The sequence below is a fragment of the Streptomyces pseudovenezuelae genome (genome assembly GCF_029892565.1).
Taxonomy (GTDB): domain Bacteria; phylum Actinomycetota; class Actinomycetes; order Streptomycetales; family Streptomycetaceae; genus Streptomyces; species Streptomyces pseudovenezuelae_A.
Genome location: NZ_JARXVH010000007.1, coordinates 394,610 through 417,228, shown reverse-complemented (window position 1 = coordinate 417,228; position 22,619 = coordinate 394,610). Strand labels below are relative to the sequence as shown.

The following is a 22,619-nucleotide window of genomic DNA, read 5'->3' as shown; positions in this document are numbered from 1 at the left end:
TCCCCGCCGGCCGTCAGACCGCTGTCCCGTGGTGACATGCGCTCACGCCAGCCGCGCACGGTCATGCCGAAGTGGTTCATCGTGGTCATTGGAGTGTCCAGGCCTGGTTGTCCCAGCCGTTGCATTCCCACAGGACCACCACCGTTCCGCTGGTGCCCCCGAAAACGGTGACGCATTTCTGTGACTGATCGGCCACCAGTTCCGTACCGGAGAAGTGGAATCGCTGGCTGGCGTCGCCGCTGCACCCGGTCAGCTGGATCTCGGTCCGGTCGTCGCTCGCGCCTCCGGCCACGGTCATGCATTTCCCCAACGAGTGGAAGGTGCCACCCGATCCGGTCTGCCAGCGCTGCCCCGCGGAGTTGTCGCAGGTGGCTTGGACCAGCTGGATTCCCTCGGTCCCGGCACCGCCGCTCAGGCACTTCTGCGTGGCGGGGACCACCAGGGCATGGCCGGTCGGGGCGACGGATGTGCCGGATCCGTTCCCCTCGGAACCGGCATTGCTTCCCGACCCCGGCTCGGAGTCCTCCTGCACGGACTTGGACGTCGACTGCGAAGAGCCGCGCGCCGACGGTGACTTGGCGTCAGAACTCACGGAGTGCGACGCCTTGGGGGAGGAGGTGGCGGGTGCGAGTGTGCCCGTGGACCGTTGGGCGGGGTCGTCGGCCGGGAGCGCGCCGTCCGACGCGGTGGTGCTGACGTTGCTCTTCCCCGTGGGCAGGTTGATCAGCACGGCGACCGTGATCAACAGTGCCGTGGCGATGGCTGCGACCAGCACGACCAGCTTCTTCGAACGGCGCGGGAACCGCCGCGATTTCGGGTCGGTCGTACCGGGCTGCGGAGGTTCCGGGTCGGTCGTACCGGACTGCGGAGGTTCCGGGGGCGGCTCGGCAGGGGATGCCTCGTCTGTTCCCGTGCCTGAGTCGAGCCCTGGCCCTGACTTCGACTCCGGCTCCGACTTGGGCACTGCCGGTCTTCGCAGCATGCGCTCGGCGTCCTCGGCCGACAGCCGCTCGTCCGGTTTGGCCACGAGCAGCCCCTGGATCAGCGGGGTGAGAGACCCGGCGCCGCGCGCTTCGGGAGCCGGCTCCATGGCGATGGCGTACATCGTCTGCGCAGCCGTTTTCCGGAGGAACGGTGAGCGGCCCTCGACTGCCTCGAAGAGGGTTGCGCCGAGTGCCCACAGGTCGGCCTCCGGACCCGGTTTGGCGTCGACGAGGCGCTCGGGGGCCATGAAGTCGACCGACCCGACCAACTGCCCGGTGCGGGTGAGATTCGAGGTCTCGGCGGCCTGGGCGATGCCGAAGTCGGTGAGGACCACGCGGCCGTCCTGGGCGAGCAGCACATTGGCAGGTTTCACGTCCCGGTGCAGGACTCCGGCCCGGTGGGCGGCCCGCAGCGCGGCGATCACGCCGCGGCCGATCCGGGCGACCTCGTCGAGCGGGACCGGGCCGTGCGCCTTGATCCGGTCGGCGAGGGTGGTGGAGGGCACGTACTCCATGACGATGGTGGGCCGGCCCTCGTCGTCCACGACGTCATGGACGACAACGACGTTGGGGTGGCTGATCCGGGCGGCGCTGTGCGCCTCGCGCCGTGCACGCTCGAAGAGGGTGGCGAGTTCGTCGTCGTCGAGTTGGGGCTGGGGGTGGAGCTTCTTGACGGCGACCTGGCGGCCGAGGAGTTCGTCGTGGGCGCGCCACACGGTGGCCATGCCGCCTCGGCCGATGCGGTCGAGGATGAGGTACCGGCCGGCGATCAGCCGCCCTTCGTCGGACACCGTGGGTTCCTTTTCTCTGCTTCAGGACCGATCCGGCCGACGGCGCCACCGGGTTCCTCCGGCCGACCGCACGTCCAATGGCCGTTCACCTACGGCTTGTTGAGGAGCATCGTGTCAGCGAAGGGCCCGGAAACAGCCGCTTTCCACGGCGTGCCGGGCCATTTGGTCGCGCGCGGGGCGACTCCGGAGCTGTTGGGCGGTTCCATGAGGAGCAGGGCCCGGCCCCGACGAGGGCGGCGCCGCCGACTCACGATTCTTCGCGTACCTGATCGTCCTCTGAGGAACGCGGCAGCCGCTAGGCGCGAGGGTAGTGACAGCAGTACTACCCACGGTCCTGCCGATGCTCGGAGGGAACGGCTCCGTTTAAGGCAGAGCTGAAAGGTGTGGTGTGCTCGGAAGGGCGACGACAGCCTTGGGGGACCGGGGACGACGAACGTCCCGGTCCGACAGGGGGGTTCACACACCATGCTCGACAGACGACGTCCGCTGCTCGGAGGTCTCGGCGCCCTGGCTCTCGCACTGGCCGCCGTGTTCACGGCCGGTCCGGCACAGGCGGCTGCGCCGGACCGCGATCTGAACCAGGTGCGCCAGGGTGACCAGGTCCTGACGATGCCGGCCGCGCCACCGTCGCTCAGGTCCGCCGCGGCGGAGCCTCCGACGGCCTGGCCGAAGCCCGACCGGATCGTGCACGTCCCGGCCGCCGGCTCTCTCAACTGCACGAGCGGCAACCTGTGCGTGTCGGTCTGGGACGCCACGAAGGGGGATTACGTGGTCTTCTTCCTCTACTACTGCGACACGTACGCGCTCTCCAACTTCGTGGGCACGGGCTCCTACCACAACGCCCAGACGGGAGGCGCCGTCGCGCAGTTCTACGGCAAGACCGGCAACCTCATCACGTCCGTCGGCCCTGGGGGCTCCGGCAACAACTACAACTGGAGCCCCGTCTGGTCCATCAGGAACTGCTGACGCCCGCCTGCCGGGACGGGACTTCCCGACACCGGAGTACTACGCATTTCCCCGGTATCGGCCCAGAGTCCTCAGTCCCGGCAGTGCTCTGTCGTGGAAGTCGAACAGCGCCAGGTTCTCCCACGCGTTGCCGGACGTCGGGTCGGCCGGGTCCCAGCCGTCACCGGCCCGGTACGTCCAGACGCCCTCCCAATAGCAGTAGCCCAGGCCCTTCCCGCCAGGGACGCCCGCCATCAGGTCGGCCACCGTGCGCAGCCAAGCCGCCTGCCCCGCCGGCGTCGCCGGATACCCCTCCGTGAGCTGCGAAGGGTCGTACAGGATGTCGTTCGTCGCGTCCTCGCTCTCCAGCGTGAACGGGTACGCCGTCTCCGCGATCACCACCGGTTTGCCGTAACGGGCCGCGAGATCGGCCAAGTTGGCCGCCGCGGCCTCCGGGGTGCCGTGCCAGAACGGGTAGTACGACTGGGCGATGATGTCGAAGTCGAGGCCGTAGGAGACGGCGTTGTCGTACCACCAGCGGGACGTGCCGTTGTCGCCGCCCGAGGCGATGTGGAGCATCGTGCGGATGCGGGGCGTGGTGTCGCGGGCCGCGCTGAGGCCGGCCTTGAGGAACGCGGTCAGGTTGCCCCAACCCCCGCCGTCGTCACCCCAGTTCTTGCCGGCGGGCCAGAGCAGGCCGCCGTTGATCTCGTTGCCGATCTGCACGAGGTCGGCCGGGGTGCCCTGGCGGCGCAGGGCGCCCAGTACGTCGGCGGTGTGGTCGTAGACGGCCCTGGTCAGGCCCGCCACGTCGAGGTCCGCCCAGGCGGCGGGCTTGGTCTGGTGAGCCGGGTCGGCCCAGGTGTCGGAGTAGTGGAAGTCGACCCAGATGCCGATACCGGCCCGCCGCAACCGCCTGGCCAGCGGCAGGATGCGCTTCTTGTCGTTGTAGCCGTCGGCGGGGTTCACCCAGACCTTGAGGCGGGCGTGGGTGACACCGGCGTCCGCGAGGATGCGGATGGGATCGTCCCGGCGGCCGTCCGCACGGCGGTAGACGGCGCCAAACGCCTCGTCCTTGGGGAGGGACGAGATGTCCATCCCCCGGATCTCCAGCCGGCGCCGCTCGGCGGCGACCGCGGGAGCCGAGGCCAACACCGGCACCGCGAGCGCGGCGGCACCGGCCGCACCCGCCGCCGTAAGAACACTGCGTCTGCGCATGACGAATTCCCCTTCAGACTGAATCGGCTCTGGGAATGACAGAAATGAGCTGCGGTACAAGGCGGTTGGTCAGTAGTCAGCGCGGGTCCCGGAAGACCTCCACTCCACCCGCCGGCACCGTCGCCCAACTCCCGTCCGGCAGCGCCACCTTCGCCTCGCTCTCCGTGTGGTTCACGTAGAACCGGAACGTGCCCGACTCGCCCTCCCGGACGACGAGTTCGACATCGCTGGGCAGATCGACCGGCGTGATTCCGGCGTCCGCGAGGGTGAGGTCGACCACGGCGGCCAGGTCGGCGCCGGTCAACCGAGTCGCCAGGTACCAGGCCGCCCCTGACCCCACCGCGTGCCGCGTCAGCGCCGCCCCTCCGGCCGTACGACCGTCGGCGAACACAGCGACCGTCTCGCAGCCGGCACCCGGGATCACGACCTCCGACCAGAGGTCCGCCGCGTACGACTCGGACTCACCGCCCCCGACCCGCCGCACACCCACCGTCTCGCCCGGCAGCAACGGGTCGAACTCCTCGACGGTCAGGCCGAGTACGTCCCGCAGCGCCCCCGGATACGCCCCGGGATGCAGCGTGTCGTTCTCGTCGACGATCCCGGAGAAGAAGGAGACCAGCAGGGTCCCGCCCCGCGACACGTACCGGTCGAGGTCGGCCGCGATCGACAAAGGCGCGGCATACAACTGCGGCACCACCAACAGCGGGTACCGCGAAGGATCCAACTCGGCCAGCCCCGTCGGCGGCAGAAAGTCCACCGTCAAGTGCCGGTCGTACAGCGCCTCGTAGAACGAATCCAACCGTTCCCGCGCGTCCAGGTCCTGGCTCGGCCGCCACTCCAGGCTCTGCGCCCACCAGGAGTCCCATGACCACACCACCGCCACGTCACCCCGCGTCCGCGTCCCCCGTAGATCCGCGAGGTCGGCCACGCGCCGGCCGAGGTCGGTCACCTCGCGCCACCCCCGGTTGTCCGTCCCGGAGTGCGCCAGCATCGCCGTGTGGAACTTCTCCGCGCCCGACCGCGACTGCCGCCACTGGAAGAACATCGCGCCCTCGGAACCCCGGGCCATGTGCCCGAGTGAGTTGCGGGCCATCTCGCCGGGGCGCTTCGCGGGGTTGTACGGCTGCCAGTTGACCCCGGACGTGGCGTGTTCCAGGAGCAGCCAGGGGGCGCCGCCCGCCACCGAGCGGGTCAGGTCGGCGGCCAGCGCCAGGTTCACGTGGGTGCGGCGGCCGTCGGTCATCAGGTAGTGGTCGTTGGTGACGAGGTCGACCTCCTTGGCCCAGGCCCAGTAGTCGACGGTCTGGCCCTGGCTCGGCGCGACCATGAAGTTGGTGGTGACGGGGACGCCGGGGGAGAGGCGGTGCAGGATGTCCCGCTCGGCGACGAAGTTGGCGCGGGCCTGGGCGTCGGCGAAGCGCCGATAGTCCAGTTGCTGGGTCGGATTGCAGACGGACGGCGTCGCCCGGGGCGGGGTGATCTCCTCCCACTCGCCGTACTGCTGGCCCCAAAAGGCCGTGCCCCAGGCCTCGTTGAGGGCGTCGAGCGTGCCGTGCCGGCCGCGCAGCCAGCCCTGGAACGCGGTCGCGCAGGTGTCGCAGTAGCAGGCGAGGACGGGTGCGCCGTACTCGTTGTGGACGTGCCACAGCACGACGGCGGGGTGGCTGCCGTAGCGCTCGCCCAGTGCCTCCGTGATCGTGGCCGCCGCCGCCCGGTAGTCCGGGTTCGAGTGGCAGATCGCGCCGCGCGAACCGAAGGCCAGGCGGACGCCCTCGCGGGTGACCGGCAGCGCGGAAGGGTGCGCGCGGTAGAACCACGCCGGCGGTACGACGGTCGGCGTGCCGAGGTTCACCGAGATCCCGGCCTCGTGCAGCAGGCCGATGACCGTGTCGAGCCACTCCCAGTCGTACTCGCCGGGGCGGGGCTCCATGCGGGCCCAGGAGAAGACGCCGAGGGAGACCGTCGTGACACCGGCCTCACGCATCAGTCGTACGTCCTCCTCCCAGACCTCCGGCGGCCACTGCTCGGGGTTGTAGTCACCCCCGAAGGCGAGCGGCAGACGGGCGTGCGGGGCGGGGGACGGCATGGGGTTCGCTCCCGGGGGTCGGCGACTGAGGCGGTTGGAACGCGACCGGATCGCGACTGAATCGCGGCTGTTTCTGTGATCGTGCACATAGTTGATTGCAGGCGTCATCCGTCGACAACAGGTAGATAACCCCAGGCTTCATCCATTGACAAGGGTCAGAAACGATTCTCTACTGTGCACGATCACAGAGCCGTTCAGTCAGAGCCGTTCAGTCAGGGGAGATGAAGATGTCGATCCACCGCCATCAACTCAGCAGGCGCAGCATCCTTGCCGGGGCAGCAGCTGTCGGCCTCACCGGCACCCTCGCCGCCTGCGGCGGTTCCGACGACGACTCCGGCGAGAGCGGCGGGCCCGTCAAGCTGACCTACTGGGCCTGGGCGCCGAACATGGAAAAGGTCGCCGCGATCTGGAACAAGAAGAACCCGGACATCACGGTCACCGTCTCCAAGCAGGCCGCGGGCAAGGACATCGTCTCCAAGCTGATCACCGCGAAGAAGGCGGGCAACGCACCCGACCTCATCCAGGTCGAGTACCAGTCGCTGCCGACGCTGGTGTCGAACGACGTCCTCGCGGACATCTCCAAGTACGCGAAGTCCGCCAAGTCCCAGTTCGCCGAGGGCCTTTGGGGCATGGTCACGCTCGGCACCGACGCGGTCTACGCGATACCGCAGGACTCCGGGCCGCTGATGTTCTTCTACCGCGAGGACCTGTTCAAGCAGCACAACCTGACCGTCCCGACCACCTGGGACGAGTTCGCCAAGACCGCCCGCGCCGCCAAGAAGGCGGTCCCGAACGCCTACTTGACGACGTTCTCGTCCAACGACCCCGGTCTGTTCGCCGGGTTGGCGCAGCAGGCCGGTGCCAAGTGGTGGACCGTGGAGGGCGGCGGCAAGTGGACCGTCGGCATCGACGACGCGGCCACCAAGAAGGTCACCGACTTCTGGGGCGGGCTGGTCCAGGAAGGCGCGATCGACAACCAGCCGATGTACACGCCGGCTTGGAACAACGCCCTGAACAAGGGCACCCACCTCGCCTGGGTCTCCGCCGTGTGGGCGCCCGGTGTGCTCGTCAGCTCGGCCCCCGACACCAAGGGCAAGTGGCGGATGGCGCCGCTGCCGCAGTGGAGCGCGGGCGAGGACGTCACCGGCAGCTGGGGCGGCTCCTCCACCGGTGTCTCCACCGACTCCAAGCACGCCGAGGCCGCGACCAAGTTCGCGAACTGGCTGAACACCGACCCGGAGGCGCTGGCCGCCCTGGTCAAGGAGGCCGGCATCTACCCGGCGGCCACCAAGGGCCAGTCCGGCTCGGTCCTCACCCCGCCCGCGTTCTTCCCGAACCAGACCGACTTCTACGACACGGCCGCGAAGATCGCCGCCACCACGGCCGCCTCCGCCTGGGGCCCGAACGTCCAGGTCGCCTACGACACCTTCAGCGACGCGTTCGGCACGGCCACCAAGGCGAAGAAGGCGGCGCAGTTCGACTCCGCGCTGGCCACCATGCAGTCGAAGACCTTCACCGACATGAAGAAGCAGGGCTTCAAGGTGACCGAGGCATGACCAGCACTCCGCTCAAGGGCTCCGACCGGCTGACGGCCGGGCCCTTGGCGGACGGCACCGCCACCTCCGTCCGCCCCCGCCTCCGTCGCCGTGGCCGCAGCGCGCCGTACTGGTTCCTCGTCCCGGCCGTGCTCCTGTTCGCCGCCTTCACCGTCGTACCGATCGGGTACGCGGTGTGGCTCAGCCTCCACAAGGTCCAGGTCAAGGGAATCGGCCTCGGCAAGGGCGCCCGTCAGCAGGTCTGGAACGGCATCGGCAACTACACCGCCGTGTTCGAGGACTCCGAGTTCGGCCACAGCGTCCTGCGCGCCTTCGGCTACGGCCTGATCGTCATCCCCACGATGCTCGGTCTGGCGCTGGTCTTCGCGCTGATGCTGGACACCCCGCAGGCGCGCAGCGCCAAGTTCGCGCGGCTCGCGATCTTCCTGCCGTACGCCGTCCCCGGCATCATCGCCGCACTGATGTGGGGCTTCCTGTACCTGCCGACGGTCAGCCCCTTCTACTACATCCTGCGCGAGTTCAACCTGCCGCAGCCGGACCTGTTCGACGGCGGCAACCTGTACCTGTCCTTCGCGAACATCGCGGTGTGGGGCGGCACGGGCTTCAACATGATCGTGATCTACACCGCGCTGCGGGCCATCCCGCAGGAGATCTACGAGGCCGCGAGGATCGACGGCGCGTCCGACCTGAAGATCGCCCTGCGGATCAAGATCCCGATCGTGCTGCCCTCGCTGGTGCTCACGTTCTTCTTCTCGGTCATCGCCACGCTCCAGGTCTTCACCGAGCCCATGGCGCTCAAGCCGCTGACCAACGGCCTCTCCAGTTCCTGGAGTCCGCTGATGGCCATCTACGACGCCGCCTTCCTCAGGTCGGACATCTACGGCGCCTCCGCCACCGCCGTGGTACTGGCCCTCGCGACCTTCGCGCTCTCCTTCACGCTGCTGCGCGTCTCCGACCGCTACACCCGGGAGGACCGGGCATGACCCCCCTCACCCTCACCGCCACCGACGCCCGCCCGGGCCCCGCGAAGCCGAAGCGCACCGCCTGGGTGCCCACGCTGGTGCTGGTCCTCGGCTCGCTGTACTGCCTGATCCCCGTGGTCTGGGTGGTCATCGCGGCGAGCAAGGGCCGCGGCGAACTGTTCTCCACGTTCACCTTCGCCCCCGGCTCCGGCTTCGTCGACAACTTCAAGGACCTGAGCTCCTACCGGGACGGCATCTTCTGGCAGTGGATGCTCAACTCCCTCTTCTACGCGGGCGGCGGCGCCCTGCTCTCCGCCGCGGTCTCGGCCGCCGGCGGCTACGCACTGGGCCGATTCGCCTTCAAGGGACGGGAGTTCGTCTTCAAGCTGATGCTGGCCGGCGTCCTCGTGCCGAGCATCGTGCTGACCGTCCCGCAGTACCTGCTGCTGTCGAAGATGGGCCTGGCCGACTCGTACTGGTCGATGCTGCTGCCGTCGATCCTCTCTCCCTACGGCGTCTACCTCGTCCGCATCTACGCGGCGGCCTCGGTGCCGAACGAACTCCTCGAAGCCGCCCGCATGGACGGAGCGAGCGAGTGGCGGATCTTCTCGCGGATCGCGGTGCCGATGATGATGCCGGGCCTCATCACGGTGTTCCTGTTCCAGTTCGTCGGCATCTGGAACAACTTCCTGCTGCCGTTCGTGATGCTCGCGGACGACACCAAGTTCCCGATCACGCTGGGCCTTTACACCCTGCTCAACCAGGGCGCCTCGCAACCGGCGCTCTACACCCTGGTCATCATGGGCTGTTTCCTCGCGATCCTGCCGCTGATCGCGCTCTTCCTGGTGATCCAGCGCTTCTGGTCCCTCGACCTGCTCAGCGGCTCCGTCAAAGCCTGAGCGCTCCGCTGGAAGCGCCGTGAATGGGCCGTCGCTCGTCCGCGGCGCCGTCGTGGCTGGTCGCGCCCACGCGGCGGTAGCCGCAAGTCAAACGCAGCCCCGCGCCCCTTCAGGGCGCGGCCGAACCGCTGCCGGCTTCGCGCGACCTGCCCAGGAACCGGGCGCCCCCCCCACAGCCGACCGCCCCCCATCACGAACGAGGAACATGACCACCAGCTCGAACGGCCGCCGCAAGCCGCCGACCATCCACGACGTGGCCCGCGAGGCGGGCGTGTCGCGGGGCACAGTCTCCCGCTTCCTGAACGGCGGGCACTACGTCTCGCCTGCGGCCGGGCGCGCGGTGGAGTCGGCGATCAGGAAGACGGGGTACGTCGTCAACCGGCATGCCCGCAGCCTGAGTACGGGACGGTCGGACTCGGTGGCGTTCCTCCTCACCGAGCCGCAGGAGAAGTTCTTCGAGGACCCCAACTTCAATGTGCTGCTGCGGGGTTGCACCGAGCATCTGGCCCGGCACGACATCCCGCTGCTGCTGATGCTGGCCTCGTCCGAGGACGACCGGCGCCGCCTGACCCGGTACATCACCTCCGGCCACGTCGACGGCGTACTCCTCGTCTCCAACCACAGCGGAGACCCGGTCGCGGCCGAACTCCGCGACGCCGGCATCCCGTTGGTGGCCTGCGGCAAGCCGGTCGGCCTCGGCTCCAAGGTGAGCTACGTGGCGGCGGCCGACCGCGAGGGCGCCCAGGAGATGGTGCGCCATCTCATCGCCCGCGGCCGACGCCGTATCGCCATGGTCACCGGACCGCTCGATACGGCGGGCGGCCCCGACCGCCTGGCCGGCTACCGCGACGTACTCACCGAGGCGGGCCTGCCCCTCGACCCCGCGCTCGTCGTCGAGGGCGACTACCGCCGCACCGGCGGCGAGGAAGCCGCCCGCCGACTCCTGGCACAGGCCCCCGACCTCGACGCGGTGTTCGTCGCCTCCGACCTGATGGCCCTCGGAGTCGTCAACACCCTTCAGCAGTCCGGCCGTTCGGTCCCCGATGACATCGCTGTCGGAGGCTTCGACGACTCGGCCGCGGCCACCGCCGGCACCCCGGCCCTCACCACCATGCGCCAGCCCTACGACCGCATCAGCGCCGAGATGGTCCGCATGCTGCTCGCGCAGATCGCGGGCGAGGACACGGCGGGGGTGCTGCTGCCGACCGAGCTGGTGATTCGCGAGTCGGCGTGACCCGAACTCCGGTCAACGCATATGTAGGCAGCAACCGTCCGGTTCGCGTCGAGTTAGCCGGGCTTTCCATCCGTATTCTCTGATCATGGCCGCACCCCTCGCATATTCACTCATCGCCACGGACCTGGACGGCACACTGCTCCGGGGCGACGACACCCTCTCCGACCGGTCCCTCGCCGCGCTCGCGCGGGTGACCGGCGCCGGGGCCCGCCACCTCGTCGTGACGGGACGGCCGGCCCCGAGAGTGCGACCGCTCCTCGACGACCTGGGCAGCAAGGGGCTCGCGGTGTGCGGGCAGGGCGCGCAGGTGTACGACGCCGGCGCGGACCGTCTGCTCTGGTCGGTCACGCTGGACCGGGAGTTGGCGGAGACCGCGCTCGGCAAGATCGAGGCGGAGGTCGGGCAGGTGTACGCGGCCGTGGACCAGGACGGCGTCGACGGACTCACGCTCATCGAGCCCGGCTACCTGATGCCGCACCCCACGCTGCCCGCCGTCCGGGTCGGCCGACGCGACGACCTGTGGCACGAACCGATCAGCAAGGTGCTGCTGCGCCATCCCGACCTGTCCGACGACGAGTTGGCCACCACGGCCCGCACAGTGGTCGGTTCACTGGCCACCGTCACCATGTCGGGCCCCGGCACCGTCGAACTCCAGCCATGCGGAGTCACCAAGGCAACGGGCCTCGCCCTGGCCGCCCGTCACCTGGGCCTGGGCCCCCACCAGACGATCGCCTTCGGCGACATGCCCAACGACATCCCCCTGTTCGACTGGGCCGCCCACGGCGTAGCCATGGCCAACGCCCACCCCGAACTCAAGGCGGTGGCAGACGAGGTGACGTTGTCGAACGAGGAAGACGGCATCGCCGTAGTCCTGGAAAGACTGTTCCCCCAGCCCTGAGCGCCCCTGATGGGTCCGAAGGGCCTTCTCAGGGGCGCGGGGAACTGCGCGACCAGCCACGACGGACTCGCAGCCGCGAAACAACACATCGCGGCACTACCCATCGCGGCCAATCCGACGGAGTCAGTACGCGCCGTAGACGTTGTCGATGGAGCCGTAAACCGCGGCAGCGTACTTGCACGCGGCCGTGATGTTCGCGACCGGGTCGTACGGGTCGAACGACGTGCCGGCCACGTGGTACGCCGCGAACGTCGGGTCGATCACCTGGAGCAGGCCCTTGGACGGGGTGCCCGCGGCGGCGTTGGAGTCCCAGTTGTTGATGGCGTACTGGTTGCCGGACGACTCACGGATCACGTTGCGGTAGATGCCGTCGTAGGTGCCCGGGATCCCGTTCTGCGCCATGACCTGGAGCGAGGCGCGGATCCAGCCGTCGAGGGTGTTGGAGTACCCCAGCGACGCGGCGGTCACGGTCGACGAGGGCGCCGCGGACGCGGTGGTCGCGCCGATGACCGGGAGGGCGAGCACCGCGGCCCCCGTGCCGAGCACGGCGAGCTTGCGGGCGAGGCGGGAGTTGCGGGTGCGGCGGTGCTGAGCGGATGCAGGCATGACGAGGTTCCTCTCCGTCGCCTGCGAGGTGAGCTGTCGGGTTCGGGCTGGGAGGTGCCCGGCCACGTCCTCGCGGACGTGACTTAACCCCTAGCCGTCCCGGCGCGATGACCGGTCCGGCGACTTACCTGGGTCCCCCGCTCCTGCCGTGCGGTGAGTTCGTGACTGGGGTGACGGGCGGCGGCAGGATTCGGCGTTCCACCCGACAGGGCGGGAACGTATGCGAGAGCACATGTCCGGAACAAGTACCGGATTCACACATCGACCCTATTGACCTTGGTCTGAGGCCTATGAGGCGCTTGATCCTTTGCGCCTGCCAAGGGTCAACTGTCAAGCGGTGAAAGGGGAAACGTAGACATCTCGGAGCACAGGCCACGCACAGAAACGCGTGACCCAAGTCACGGCAGGATTAAGAGCGGCAAAACGGGCATTCATCCTCAACTGGCAGTTCTCGGAACCCTCTTCTCCCACGTCCGGTGGAAGATCACCTCGCCGCCCTCTCCACCCTCCGTACAGATCACCTCGTTCGACGTGACGAAGTCCTCTCCGTCGCAGCTGATCTCCGAGCGGGTGCGCACGGTCGTGTCCCAGGCCAGCTCGGGGCGGTGCAGCCGGATCGACCAGTCCGAGCGGGTGCGGGCAGACAGCGGATCCGTCTCGTCGATCGTGTACGTCTCCAGCGCGTCCTCGGTGAACTCAAGACCGTCGGGGTACACCCGGGTGCCGCCGTACCGCGGGTCGACCTCCAGCCGCCACTCGCCCTTCGCCACATCCCGCACGACCAGCCGTTCGGGCCGCGGTTCGTCGAGGGTCGCCGGGTAGTTCACGCCGAGCGGTTCGGCCTGCTCGGGTTCGCCGAAGCGAATTTCGTCCGTCGACTCCCGCTCCCGCACCGGGAGTTCGAGCGCGCTGCCCTCCGGGTCCAGTGTGAAGCCGGCCGCCGACTCCGGCTGGGGCCAGATCCACGGCCAGTACGCCGAGGACACCGCGAGCCGGATGCGATGCCCGGCCGGGAAGGCGTACCCGATGCCGTTCAGCTCGAAGGTCACGTCCTCCACGGCACCCGGCGTCCAGGGCACCGCCCGCTCCCGCCCGTACCGGGCCGACAGGTTCAGCACACCCCGGGTGACCAGCGTCGAGGACCCGTCGGGGGCCACGTCGCACAGCCGGGCGATCACCTGCCCCCGAGCCACCTCCGAGGCCAGCCGCAGCCGCACCTTCGGCCGCCCCAGCACCCAGGTCTCGTCCGGCACCTCGAACTCGAAGCACGCCGAGCGCGCGTCCTCGTCCCGCTGGTCCGGCGGCAGATCGGCGTCGTTCCCGAAGGGGAAGAACCGGCCCGCGTCCACCCCGGTCTGCATGGGGGAGCGCACGATCGCGGGGGCGCCCCGCAGGCCGTACGTCGTCGTCTTGACGTGCGGCGAGGGCCACGCGGGCTCGCCGACCCAACGGCCCGGCAGGGTGTCGTAGACCGTGGCCGGAGGGTGCGAGTCGCTGACGTAGGCGCGCAGGAGGGGGTCGGCCATGACCCCGGTGTCCTTGCCCTTGAGCCAGTGGTCCCACCAGCGCAGGGTCTCCTGGAGGAAGCCGATCGCGGGTCCTGGCGGCAGGCCGCGGTCCGGGTACTGGTGGGACCACGGGCCGATCAGTCCCCGTACCCGGTCCGCCGGGAGGTGTTCGACGAGCCGCAGCACGGTGTCGCGGTACGGGTCGTGCCAGCCGCCCACCGCCAGGACGGCCGCGCCGATCGCGTCGTAGTCCTCGCAGACGCTGCCGCGGCGCCAGTAGTCGTCCCGGGTCTGGTGGGCCAGCCAGGTGTGGATGAAGGGGTCGACGGTCTCCAGGCGCTTGAGCCACATGTCCCGCCACTCCTCGCCCACGAAGAGCGGGTCCGGCGGGCGGGAGACGAAGGCGAGCATGGTCGCCGCCCACGCGTGCATGTCGACCGCGAGGACGGAACCGCCCATGTAGTGCACGTCGTTGTCATAGCGGTCGTCCGTGGAGCAGACGGTGACGACCGCCTTGAGCGGCTCGGGCGCGAGGGCCGCGAGCTGGAGGGAGTTGAAGCCGCCCCAGGAGATGCCGAACATGCCCACCTTGCCGTCGCACCAGGGCTGCGCGGCAAGCCAGTTGACCACCTCGACCCCGTCGGCGAGTTCCTGTGCGTCGTACTCGTCGCCCGGTGCGCCCTCGCTGTTGCCGTGCCCGCGCACGTCGACCCGGAGGGAGGCGTAACCGTGCCCGGCGTACCAGGGATGACGCTGGGCGTCGCGGGGCGCGGTCCAGTCGGTCAGGCGGTACGGGAGGTATTCGAGAAGCGCCGGTACGGGCTCCTCGGTGAGAGGTCGCCACACGCGTGCGTAGAGACGCGTTCCGTCGGGAAGCCGGACACGGAGGTCCTCGTGAGTCGTCTCGTAAGGGAAGGACGTTCGGATGCGCATGAGCGTGACCCCTGGGGCTCCGTGGACTTCAGTGGACCGGGTGCATCGTGCGGCGCAGCCAGGGCGCCGCGGCCATCACGGCGAGGCCCGCGGCCACCGCGATCGCGCCGTTGACGCCGAAGTAGGCCGGCTTGGAGACGTCGTCGTAGAGCTTCACCGTCTGGGCCTGGATGCCGTTGGCGAGCGCGAGGGACAGGAACCAGAGGGACATGGTCTGGCTGGAGAAGGCGGCCGGGGCGAGCTTGGTGGTGGCCGACATGCCGGAGGTCTCCAGGAGGATGTCGCCGAGGCCGAGCAGGAGGTACGAGCCGACGATCCACCAGACCGACATCAGGTAGTCGTCGCCGCTGTGTCCGCTGGTCGGCAGGACCATCAGCAGGAAGGACAGGCCGCCCAGCACGACCCCGATCGCGATCTTGGTGGAGGCGTGCGGCTGACGCGGGCCCATCCGGACCCACAGCGCGGCGACCACGGGCGCGAGTCCGACCTCGAAGGCGCCCAGCGCGGAGGCGTACCAGCTGGCCGGGAAGTCGAAGCCGAGAATGGACGTCTCGGCGTTGGTCGAGGCCAGCAGCATCATCGTCGAGTACGCCTGGAAGAGGATGAAGTTGAAGACCGTCGAGGCGAGGAACAGCACGATGTACGGGCGCAGTCGGCCGCGTTCGTCGGGTGTCACGCGCGGGCTCATGAACATCACCGCGAAGTAGACGACCGGCGCGATCACGGAGACCACCGTGAGCAGGTCGACGAAGCGGTCCATGGTCAGCCAGCCGACGCCGGCGAGCAGGGTGGCGAGGATGGCCACGGCCACCACGCCCACGACGATCAGCCGGACCGCCCGGCGCATCGCGTCCGGCGCGAGCGCGAACTCCGCGGTGTTCCTGCGCCCGGCCAGGTGACGGCGGCCCGCGACGTACTGGATCAGCCCGAAGGTCATGCCGACCGCCGCCGCCGAGAAGCCCCAGTGCCAGCCCTTGTGGTCGCCGAGCCAGCCGGTGATCAGCGGTCCCGCGAAGGCGCCGACGTTGATCGCCATGTAGTAGAGCGCGAAACCGGCGTCCCGGCGCTCGTCGTCGGTGCGGTACAGCTTGCCGACCATGGTGGCCACGTTGGGCTTGAGCAGCCCGGTGCCCCCGCTGATCAGCCCGAGGCCGACCCAGGTCATCGTCCCCGTCGGCACGGCCATCGCGTAGTGGCCGCAGGCGATCAGGACGCCGCCCCACAGGACCGAGCGGTACGAGCCGAGGATGCGGTCGGCGAGCCAGCCGCCGGCGACCGAGACCAGGTAGACGAGGGTGCCGTAGGCGGCGGAGACGGAGGCGGCGGTGCCGGCCGACATGCCCATGCCGCCGTGGGCGACGGTGTCCGCGAAGTAGAGGACGAGGATGGCCTGCATGCCGAGGAACGAGAAGCGCTCCCAGACCTCCAGGCCGGAGAGCGTGAGCAGGCCTTTCGGCTGGCCGAAGAAGGCGTGGTCGTCCTCGGGCGGCGGTTGGTCCTCGGGTTCGACGTCTACCTCGGTTCGGGACACGCTCCACTACTTCCATGTAAGTCGATAAATGTCCGTCCTTATCAAGTGATCAAAAACATACCCGTCGTGATCGGATATCGCCCGGGCTGCACGGGCGGGTGGCATCCGTGCCCGCCAGGGCAGCACGCGTGGGCGGCATCGGTGATCGAAACTTGACCGGATACGCTGACTTGAGTGATGGCAGCGACCTATCGACAAACCGTGTAACCACCCGTGGACACCAGCAGACAGGAGATCCCTCGTGACCGTCGTCGGGCCGTTCGGGCTGAGCGTGCGGGACCAGGCTCTGGAAGCCGATGTCCAGGCCGGGATGGCGGCTGTCGAGGAGGGACTGCTCGAAGCCACCAAGAGTGAGGTCCCCTTCATCACGGAGGCCGCGCAGCACCTCGTACGGGCCGGCGGCAAGCGGTTCCGTCCGCTGCTGGTGATGCTCGCCGCGCAGTTCGGGGACCGTTACGCGCCGGGGATCGTGCCGTCCGCGGTGGTGGTGGAGCTGACCCACCTCGCGACGCTGTACCACGACGACGTCATGGACGAGGCGACGGTGCGGCGCGGGGTCGACAGCGCCAACACCCGCTGGGGCAACTCGGTGGCCGTCCTCACGGGTGACTTCCTGTTCGCGCGCGCCTCGCACATCCTGGCCGACCTCGGCCCCGAGGCGGTCCGGGTGCAGGCCGAGGCGTTCGAACGCCTGGTGACCGGCCAGATCCTGGAGACCGCGGGTCCGCAGGACGGACGGGACCCGATCGACCACTACCTGGACGTGCTCGCCGGCAAGACGGGCTCCCTGGTCGCGGTCTCGTGCCGCTTCGGCGCGCTGATGTCGGGCGCCGAGGAGACGGTCGTCGACGTGCTCACGCAGTACGGCGAGCGGCTCGGTGTCGCCTTCCAACTCGCGGACGACGTCCTGGACATCGCGTCCGACACCCGCGAGTCCGGCAAGACGCCGGGCACCGACCTGCGCGAGGGCATCCCGACCATGCCCGTGCTGCGGCTGCGCGAGCGGGTGGCGCGGCTGGGGCTCGCCGAGGACATCGCCCTGTGCGAGCTGCTGGACTCCGACCTGACCGACGACGCACGGCACGCCGAGGCGCTGGCCGGGCTGCGCGAACACCCCGCGCTGGAGCAGGCACGCCGGGACACGGTCCGGTACGCCGAGGACGCGCGGGCCGCGCTGGCGCCGCTGCGGGAGTGCGACGCGAAGTCGGCGCTGGTGGAGCTGTGCGACGCGGTGGTGCACCGCGCGGGCTGAGGCACGCTCGGCACGGTGACCACGGCTAGGTGATACACGTCACACCTCTGGACTAAATCCAATCTGAGATCTGCTCCGAATTCATGCCCAGAAGCTGACGCAGGGGGCGTCGGCTTGAATACGGGGAGAAAACAGCATCATGGGCATGAACACGACGTTCTCGAAGCGCCGCAAGAGCCTCATCGTCACCGCGGTCGCGGTGGCGGCCGCCGGCGGAATCTCCGCCGCGGTGATTCCCGCCTTCGCCTCCGGAGGAACCCGCGCCGACCACGCGAGCCACTCCGCCGGCATGGGCGACATGAAAGACATGAAAGGCATGGACGACTCGGCCGTCATGGGCCAGGACATCGTCACGCAGAGCGGCACCGTCTCCGGCGGCACCGGAGGAACCCTGCTCGCCACCAGCCTGCGCGGCGGCAACGAGGTGCCCGTGGCCGGCGGCCCCGCCGTCGGCGACAAGGACGGCGCCGCCGTCGAGTTCATCAAGGTCAAGGGCGACAAGGTCTCCGTCGCCGTGACCTGGCGCGGCACCGGCCGGCCGACCATGCTCCACATCCACCAGGGCGCCAAGGGCACCAACGGCGGCGTCAAGGTCGACTTCACCAAGCTGCTCGGCAAGATCAAGAACCACAGCGTCACCGGCACCGTCAAGGTCAGGGACAGGGCCCTGCTCGACGCCCTGAAGTCCGACCCCGGCGCCTTCTACGCCAACCTGCACACCGCGCAGTTCCCGGGCGGCGCCGTCCGCGGCCAGCTCCACAAGGTCACGGTCGCCGACTTCGACTTCCGCGACGCCCTGCACAACTTCCAGGCCTCCGTGGTCAAGGGCAGGCAGATCTACGAGTGCAAGCCGGCCGAGGGCGGCGGGTACGCCTTCGCCCAGCGGGACGTCAGCGCCCTGCTCGGCGGCAGCATCAAGCACACCTTCGTCAAGCCCAACTCCGGTACGCCGCAGTGGATCGCGCCCGACGGCAGCGCGGTCACCGGCGCGGTCATCACCAAGACCGCGAACGGCGACGCCAACATCCCCGAACTCGACCTCAAGGCCACCCGCTCCGGCAAGCACCACGGCCTGCTCGCGCACACCACCGAGATCCTGCGCCTGAACACCGTCGGCGGGGTCGCCCCGACCGGCTCCTGCACACCCGGCACGATCGTGGGCGTGCCCTACCAGGCGGACTACGTCTTCCTGCGGGGCTGAGCCTCCCGGCAGAGCCGGCACGCCAGTTGACGCAAGCTCATCCGGGCGGCGCCTCCCCGACACGACCCCTACGGGTCGGGGGAGGCGCCGCCTCCTCATGTCATCCCGCAGGTGTACATCGAGTTGAGTCCGGGGTCTGACGCTTACCTCCCGCCGATTTGGTCAGATGGAAACCACGGAAAACACCACTCCTCACCGATTCGGGTGAGAATGGCGGCACGGGGTGGAAAGCGAGTGCAGCTGGACAGCCGCCGCCGACGACGGAGGTAAGGCACACATGGCACCGTACGAAACCGACGACAGCACGTCCGCCGAGGAGGCAGACGACCTGCGCGCCGGCCGCCGCAAGGCCACGCGCTACGTCGTCCCGGTCGCGGTGTTGGGGGTGGCGGCGGCGACCATCGGGCTCGTCCCCGCGCTCGCCGACTCCGGTGACCCCGACCTGCCGAACATCACCGCGCAGCAGCTCATCGAGAAGATCGCGAAGTCGGACGTACAGCAGATGTCCGGCACCGTGAAGATCACCACGGATCTGGGGCTGCCGAACCTCGGCGGTCTGGAGAGCAGCCTGACGCAGGGCGCCACCGCCTCGGGCGACGGCTCGTCCGCCGACCCGTCCACCAAGCTGACCGAACTCGCCTCCGGGACGCACACCCTGCGCGTCGCGGCCGACGGTCCGGACAGGCAGAAGCTGTCGCTCCTGGAGAGCGCGGCCGAGTACAGCCTGATCCACGACGGCAAGGACGTCTGGGGCTACGACAGCGGGACGAACGAGGTCTACCACGCCACCGCCGACGACAGCGCGAGCGCCAAGGACAAGCAGGAGGAGGCGCCCGCCACTCCCGAGCAGCTCGCCAAGGACGCCCTGAAGGCGGTCGACTCCACGACCTCCGTGAAGGTCCAAGGCACCGCCCAGGTCGCCGGCCGGGACGCCTACCGCCTGGTCATCAAGCCCAAGGACTCCGGCTCCACGGTCGGCCAGATCACCGTGGCCGTCGACGCCAAGACCGGCCTGCCGCTGAAGTTCACGCTGACCCCGGCGAGCGGCGGCGCGGCCGTCGTCGACGCCGGCTTCACCAAGATCAGCTATGCCAAGCCCGCCGCGTCCACCTTCGACTTCACGCCGCCCAAGGGCGCGAAGGTCACGGAGGACGGACAGGTCGACGGCGGCAAGAAGAGCGACGGCAAGAGCGAGGACAGGTCCCGGGACAAGTCCGGGGACAAGTCCGGCGAGGACCTCGGCCAGGGCATGGACGGCCTGAACGTCATCGGTGACGGCTGGGACTCCATCGCCACCTTCGACACCGGCGGCCAGGGCGTCCCGTCCGGCTCCGAGGCCGGTGCCTTCGGCGGCTTCCTGGACTCGCTCGGCGACAAGGCGTCCGGCAAGTTCGGCTCGGGCACGGTCTTCAAGACCCGCCTGATCAACGCCCTGATCACCGACGACGGCAAGGTCTACGTCGGCGCGGTCACCAAGGACACGCTGGTGAAGGCGGCCGACGCCGCGAAGTAGGACGTAGCCGCACGACGAGTACCGCTGTACCGCTCGACGAGTACGACGAATCGAGGGAGCCGATGGGCGAAGCGTCCGCCACGGAGCCGGAGCAGGGGGACCCGGGTGACAGCGTCATCGCCACCCGCGGCCTCACCAAGCGCTACCGCGGCGGACAGCTCGCCGTGGACGGTCTCGACCTGACCGTCCCGGCGGGCAGCGTCTTCGGCTTCCTCGGTCCCAACGGCTCCGGCAAGACCACCACCATCCGCATGCTGATGGGCCTCATCGAGCCCACCTCGGGCACGGCGCGCGTGCTCGGCCGCCCCATGCCGCGCACCACCCGCGCCGTCCTCCCGCACGTCGGCGCCCTGATCGAGGGCCCGGCCCTGTACGGCTTCCTCTCCGGCCGCGACAACCTCATCCGCTACGACGCCGCCGACCCGACCGCCGACCCGCGCACCCGGCGCACCCGCGTCGCCACGGCGCTGCACCGGGTGGGCCTGACGGCCGCGTCCGGCAAGAAGGCGAAGGCGTACTCACTCGGCATGAAGCAGCGACTGGGCCTGGCGGCGGCGCTTCTCCAGCCACGCAAACTGCTCGTCCTCGACGAGCCCACCAACGGACTCGACCCGCAGGGGATGCGCGAAATCCGTTCCCTGGTCCGGGAGTTGGCCTCCGACGGTACGACCGTCTTCCTCTCCTCCCACCTCCTCGACGAGATCGAGCAGGTCTGCACCCACGCGGCCGTCATGGCCCAGGGCCGCCTCATCACCCAGGGCCCGGTGGCCGACCTGGCAGCGGGCGCGAGAGGCCGCCTGGTCGTGACGACCCCGGACACCGGGGACGCGGCCCGGGTACTGAAGGAACAGGGCGCGGCGGACGTCGTCATCACAGAGGACCGCGTGACCGCCGAACCCCCGGACCGCGAACTGGCCGACATCAACGCCGCGTTGGTGAAGGCAGACGTACGAGTGCGGGGCTTCGGCATCGAACGAGCCTCACTGGAGGACGCCTTCGTGGCGCTGACGGGGGAGGGCTTCGATGTCGCAGGCTGAAGTGGGCGCCCCTAAGGGGCGCGGGGCTGAATCGAATTTGCGGCTACCGCCGCGTGGGCGCGCCCAGCCACGAAATACAGTCAGCCGCCGAACAACCTTCTACGGCACCCTCTTCCGCAACGAACTACTCACAACCTTCCGCCGCTGGCGCACGCTAGCCCTCCTGGGCGTTCTGGCGGCCGTACCGATCCTCGTAGGCATCGCGGTAAAGATCGAAACGAGCGACAGCTCAGGCACAGGCCCCGGAGGAGGCGGCGGCCCCGCCTTCATCTCCCAGATCACCAACAACGGCCTCTTCCTGGTCTTCACCGCGCTGGCGGCAACGCTCCCGTTCTTCCTGCCGATGGCAATCGGCGTCATCGCCGGCGACGCGATCGCGGGCGAGGCCAACGCCGGCACCCTCCGCTACCTCCTGGTCGCCCCCGCCGGCCGCACCCGCCTGCTGCTCACCAAGTACGCGACGGTACTGACCTTCTGCCTGGTAGCCACCCTGGTGGTAGCCGTCTCAGCTCTGGCGGTAGGCGCCATCCTGTTCCCACTCGGAGGTCTGACCACGATCTCCGGCACCCAGATCAGCTTCACCGACGGCCTGGGCCGGGCCCTGCTGATCGCCCTGGCCGTCGCCGCGTCCCTGATCGGCATGGCGGCGTTGGGCCTGTTCGTGTCGACCCTCACCAACAGCGGCATCGCGGCGATGGCGACCACCGTCGGCCTGCTGATCACGATCCAGATCCTCGACCAGATCCCCCAACTGCACACGATCCAGCCGTACTTCTTCTCCCACTACTGGCTGTCGTTCGCCGACCTCATGCGCGACCCGATCTACTGGGACGACCTGACGAAGAACCTGGGCCTGCAGGCCCTGTACGCGGTGGTGTTCGGCTCGGCGGCCTGGGCGCGCTTCACGACGAAGGACGTCACGGCGTAGCCGTGAGCCGCGCGAGCACCGCCGTCTCCTTCGGAGGAGCCCCGCCGAAGTCACCGAGACGCCAGGCGGGCACCCACGGCACCCGGTACACGTCGATGATCGACTCCAGCAGCCGCACGTCCCGGTCGAGAGGCTTCGGCAGCCGTCCCGGCGCGTCGGCGACCAGCACGACGCCGTCGAGGTACAGCTCAGGCGGCGCCTCCCCGCGCCGGAACATCTCCAGCGTGCCCAGCACCGAGGCCAGCCCCGACGCATGCGTACGGCCGACGAGCAGCACCGACCGGGGAGCGTCAGGTCCGGGCCACTCGCGCCCGCAGTCGTGACCCCCGTACACCGTGGAGAGGGTGGAGACACCGGCGCCGCCGTGTGTGCCGACCCAGGAGTAGCGCCGGTCGCCGCCGGAGGCACGGGCGGGCCCGTACGGCTCCTCCGGTAAGGCGACCGGTCCGCGGATCCAGATCTCCGGTCCCTGCTGCACATCGGTCCGCATGCCCGCGCTCCTCCCTCGCCACGCCAACCGGTACGCACGACTCCGCGA

General features: G+C 69.5%; 18 protein-coding genes and 1 riboswitch. Of the genes, 11 read left to right on the top strand and 7 right to left on the bottom strand.

The window, feature by feature from the left end; all coding sequences use genetic code 11:
- Window positions 1-85 precede the first annotated feature (85 nt).
- A complete protein-coding gene (locus M2283_RS24885; protein ID WP_280878558.1) occupies window positions 86-1,774 on the bottom strand; it encodes a serine/threonine protein kinase in 1,689 nt (562 codons plus the stop codon).
- A 465-nt stretch (window positions 1,775-2,239) separates the two neighbouring features.
- Between M2283_RS24885 and M2283_RS24880 the strand changes: the two genes are divergently transcribed.
- Window positions 2,240-2,740, top strand: a complete 501-nt coding sequence (locus M2283_RS24880; RefSeq protein WP_280878557.1) for a hypothetical protein — start codon at window positions 2,240-2,242, stop codon at window positions 2,738-2,740.
- A 39-nt stretch (window positions 2,741-2,779) separates the two neighbouring features.
- On the opposite strand, the gene M2283_RS24875 is transcribed toward M2283_RS24880, so the two are convergent.
- Entirely contained in the window at window positions 2,780-3,937 is a 1,158-nt protein-coding gene (locus tag M2283_RS24875; RefSeq protein WP_280878556.1) for a glycoside hydrolase family 53 protein, read from the bottom strand.
- 76 nt (window positions 3,938-4,013) lie between these two features.
- Window positions 4,014-6,023 carry a beta-galactosidase gene (locus tag M2283_RS24870; RefSeq protein ID WP_280878555.1) on the bottom strand — a complete coding sequence of 670 codons (2,010 nt, stop codon included), beginning with the start codon at window positions 6,021-6,023 and terminating at the stop codon, window positions 4,014-4,016.
- Window positions 6,024-6,244: 221 nt separating this feature from the next.
- Between M2283_RS24870 and M2283_RS24865 the strand changes: the two genes are divergently transcribed.
- From M2283_RS24865 to M2283_RS24845, 5 genes are all read left to right on the top strand, one after another.
- Window positions 6,245-7,579: an ABC transporter substrate-binding protein gene (locus M2283_RS24865; RefSeq protein ID WP_280878554.1), complete on the top strand. Its 1,335-nt coding sequence runs from the start codon at window positions 6,245-6,247 to the stop codon at window positions 7,577-7,579.
- Complete coding sequence (locus M2283_RS24860; RefSeq protein WP_280878553.1) at window positions 7,576-8,562, top strand: carbohydrate ABC transporter permease; 987 nt, start codon at window positions 7,576-7,578, stop codon at window positions 8,560-8,562. Before M2283_RS24865 ends, M2283_RS24860 begins: the two co-directional genes overlap by 4 nt.
- Window positions 8,559-9,440: a carbohydrate ABC transporter permease gene (locus M2283_RS24855; protein ID WP_280878552.1), complete on the top strand. Its 882-nt coding sequence runs from the start codon at window positions 8,559-8,561 to the stop codon at window positions 9,438-9,440. Before M2283_RS24860 ends, M2283_RS24855 begins: the two co-directional genes overlap by 4 nt.
- A 205-nt stretch (window positions 9,441-9,645) precedes the next feature.
- Window positions 9,646-10,674, top strand: a complete 1,029-nt coding sequence (locus M2283_RS24850) for a LacI family DNA-binding transcriptional regulator (RefSeq protein ID WP_280878551.1) — start codon at window positions 9,646-9,648, stop codon at window positions 10,672-10,674.
- Between the two features lie 85 nt (window positions 10,675-10,759).
- A complete protein-coding gene (locus tag M2283_RS24845) occupies window positions 10,760-11,572 on the top strand; it encodes an HAD family hydrolase (protein ID WP_280878550.1) in 813 nt (270 codons plus the stop codon).
- 123 nt (window positions 11,573-11,695) lie between these two features.
- On the opposite strand, the gene M2283_RS24840 is transcribed toward M2283_RS24845, so the two are convergent.
- From M2283_RS24840 to M2283_RS24830, 3 genes are all read right to left on the bottom strand, one after another.
- Window positions 11,696-12,178 (bottom strand): transglycosylase SLT domain-containing protein, encoded by a 483-nt coding sequence (locus tag M2283_RS24840; protein ID WP_280878549.1) that lies wholly within the window; start codon window positions 12,176-12,178, stop codon window positions 11,696-11,698.
- Between the two features lie 3 nt (window positions 12,179-12,181).
- Window positions 12,182-12,344, bottom strand: a riboswitch (cyclic di-AMP (ydaO/yuaA leader).
- A gap of 271 nt (window positions 12,345-12,615) precedes the next feature.
- Window positions 12,616-14,619, bottom strand: coding sequence for a CocE/NonD family hydrolase (locus M2283_RS24835; protein WP_280878548.1), 2,004 nt, complete (start codon window positions 14,617-14,619; stop codon window positions 12,616-12,618).
- A 28-nt stretch (window positions 14,620-14,647) separates the two neighbouring features.
- Window positions 14,648-16,150, bottom strand: coding sequence for a peptide MFS transporter (locus M2283_RS24830; RefSeq protein ID WP_280878547.1), 1,503 nt, complete (start codon window positions 16,148-16,150; stop codon window positions 14,648-14,650).
- A 241-nt stretch (window positions 16,151-16,391) separates the two neighbouring features.
- Here M2283_RS24830 and M2283_RS24825 point away from each other — a divergent pair, with 241 nt between their 5' ends.
- The 5 genes from M2283_RS24825 (at window position 16,392) to M2283_RS24805 (ending at window position 22,081) form a co-directional block, all read left to right on the top strand.
- Window positions 16,392-17,402, top strand: coding sequence for a polyprenyl synthetase family protein (locus tag M2283_RS24825; protein WP_280878546.1), 1,011 nt, complete (start codon window positions 16,392-16,394; stop codon window positions 17,400-17,402).
- A 145-nt stretch (window positions 17,403-17,547) separates the two neighbouring features.
- Complete coding sequence (locus M2283_RS24820) at window positions 17,548-18,603, top strand: CHRD domain-containing protein (protein ID WP_280878545.1); 1,056 nt, start codon at window positions 17,548-17,550, stop codon at window positions 18,601-18,603.
- Between the two features lie 277 nt (window positions 18,604-18,880).
- A complete protein-coding gene (locus M2283_RS24815) occupies window positions 18,881-20,116 on the top strand; it encodes a LolA family protein (RefSeq protein ID WP_280878544.1) in 1,236 nt (411 codons plus the stop codon).
- A 62-nt stretch (window positions 20,117-20,178) separates the two neighbouring features.
- Window positions 20,179-21,153 (top strand): ABC transporter ATP-binding protein, encoded by a 975-nt coding sequence (locus M2283_RS24810; RefSeq protein ID WP_280878543.1) that lies wholly within the window; start codon window positions 20,179-20,181, stop codon window positions 21,151-21,153.
- The gene (locus M2283_RS24805; protein ID WP_280878542.1) at window positions 21,140-22,081 is read left to right on the top strand and encodes an ABC transporter permease; all 942 of its coding nucleotides are present in this window, start codon (window positions 21,140-21,142) and stop codon (window positions 22,079-22,081) included. The genes M2283_RS24810 and M2283_RS24805 overlap by 14 nt, the downstream gene beginning before the upstream one ends.
- Here M2283_RS24805 and M2283_RS24800 read toward each other — a convergent pair.
- Window positions 22,071-22,571 carry a hypothetical protein gene (locus M2283_RS24800; RefSeq protein ID WP_280878541.1) on the bottom strand — a complete coding sequence of 167 codons (501 nt, stop codon included), beginning with the start codon at window positions 22,569-22,571 and terminating at the stop codon, window positions 22,071-22,073. The two genes, M2283_RS24805 and M2283_RS24800, sit on opposite strands and share 11 nt — an antisense overlap.
- Between the last annotated feature and the right edge of the window lie 48 nt (window positions 22,572-22,619).

Bases quoted from the DNA above. Each gene is read 5' to 3' on its own strand.
- M2283_RS24880 (WP_280878557.1), top strand. From the start codon at position 2,240: ATGCTCGACAGACGACGTCCGCTGCTCGGAGGTCTCGGCGCCCTGGCT.
- M2283_RS24875 (WP_280878556.1), bottom strand. From the start codon at position 3,937: ATGCGCAGACGCAGTGTTCTTACGGCGGCGGGTGCGGCCGGTGCCGCC.
- M2283_RS24870 (WP_280878555.1), bottom strand. From the start codon at position 6,023: ATGCCGTCCCCCGCCCCGCACGCCCGTCTGCCGCTCGCCTTCGGGGGT.
- M2283_RS24865 (WP_280878554.1), top strand. From the start codon at position 6,245: ATGAAGATGTCGATCCACCGCCATCAACTCAGCAGGCGCAGCATCCTT.
- M2283_RS24860 (WP_280878553.1), top strand. From the start codon at position 7,576: ATGACCAGCACTCCGCTCAAGGGCTCCGACCGGCTGACGGCCGGGCCC.
- M2283_RS24855 (WP_280878552.1), top strand. From the start codon at position 8,559: ATGACCCCCCTCACCCTCACCGCCACCGACGCCCGCCCGGGCCCCGCG.
- M2283_RS24850 (WP_280878551.1), top strand. From the start codon at position 9,646: ATGACCACCAGCTCGAACGGCCGCCGCAAGCCGCCGACCATCCACGAC.
- M2283_RS24845 (WP_280878550.1), top strand. From the start codon at position 10,760: ATGGCCGCACCCCTCGCATATTCACTCATCGCCACGGACCTGGACGGC.
- M2283_RS24840 (WP_280878549.1), bottom strand. From the start codon at position 12,178: ATGCCTGCATCCGCTCAGCACCGCCGCACCCGCAACTCCCGCCTCGCC.
- M2283_RS24835 (WP_280878548.1), bottom strand. From the start codon at position 14,619: ATGCGCATCCGAACGTCCTTCCCTTACGAGACGACTCACGAGGACCTC.
- M2283_RS24820 (WP_280878545.1), top strand. From the start codon at position 17,548: ATGAACACGACGTTCTCGAAGCGCCGCAAGAGCCTCATCGTCACCGCG.
- M2283_RS24815 (WP_280878544.1), top strand. From the start codon at position 18,881: ATGGCACCGTACGAAACCGACGACAGCACGTCCGCCGAGGAGGCAGAC.
- M2283_RS24810 (WP_280878543.1), top strand. From the start codon at position 20,179: ATGGGCGAAGCGTCCGCCACGGAGCCGGAGCAGGGGGACCCGGGTGAC.
- M2283_RS24805 (WP_280878542.1), top strand. From the start codon at position 21,140: ATGTCGCAGGCTGAAGTGGGCGCCCCTAAGGGGCGCGGGGCTGAATCG.
- M2283_RS24800 (WP_280878541.1), bottom strand. From the start codon at position 22,571: ATGCGGACCGATGTGCAGCAGGGACCGGAGATCTGGATCCGCGGACCG.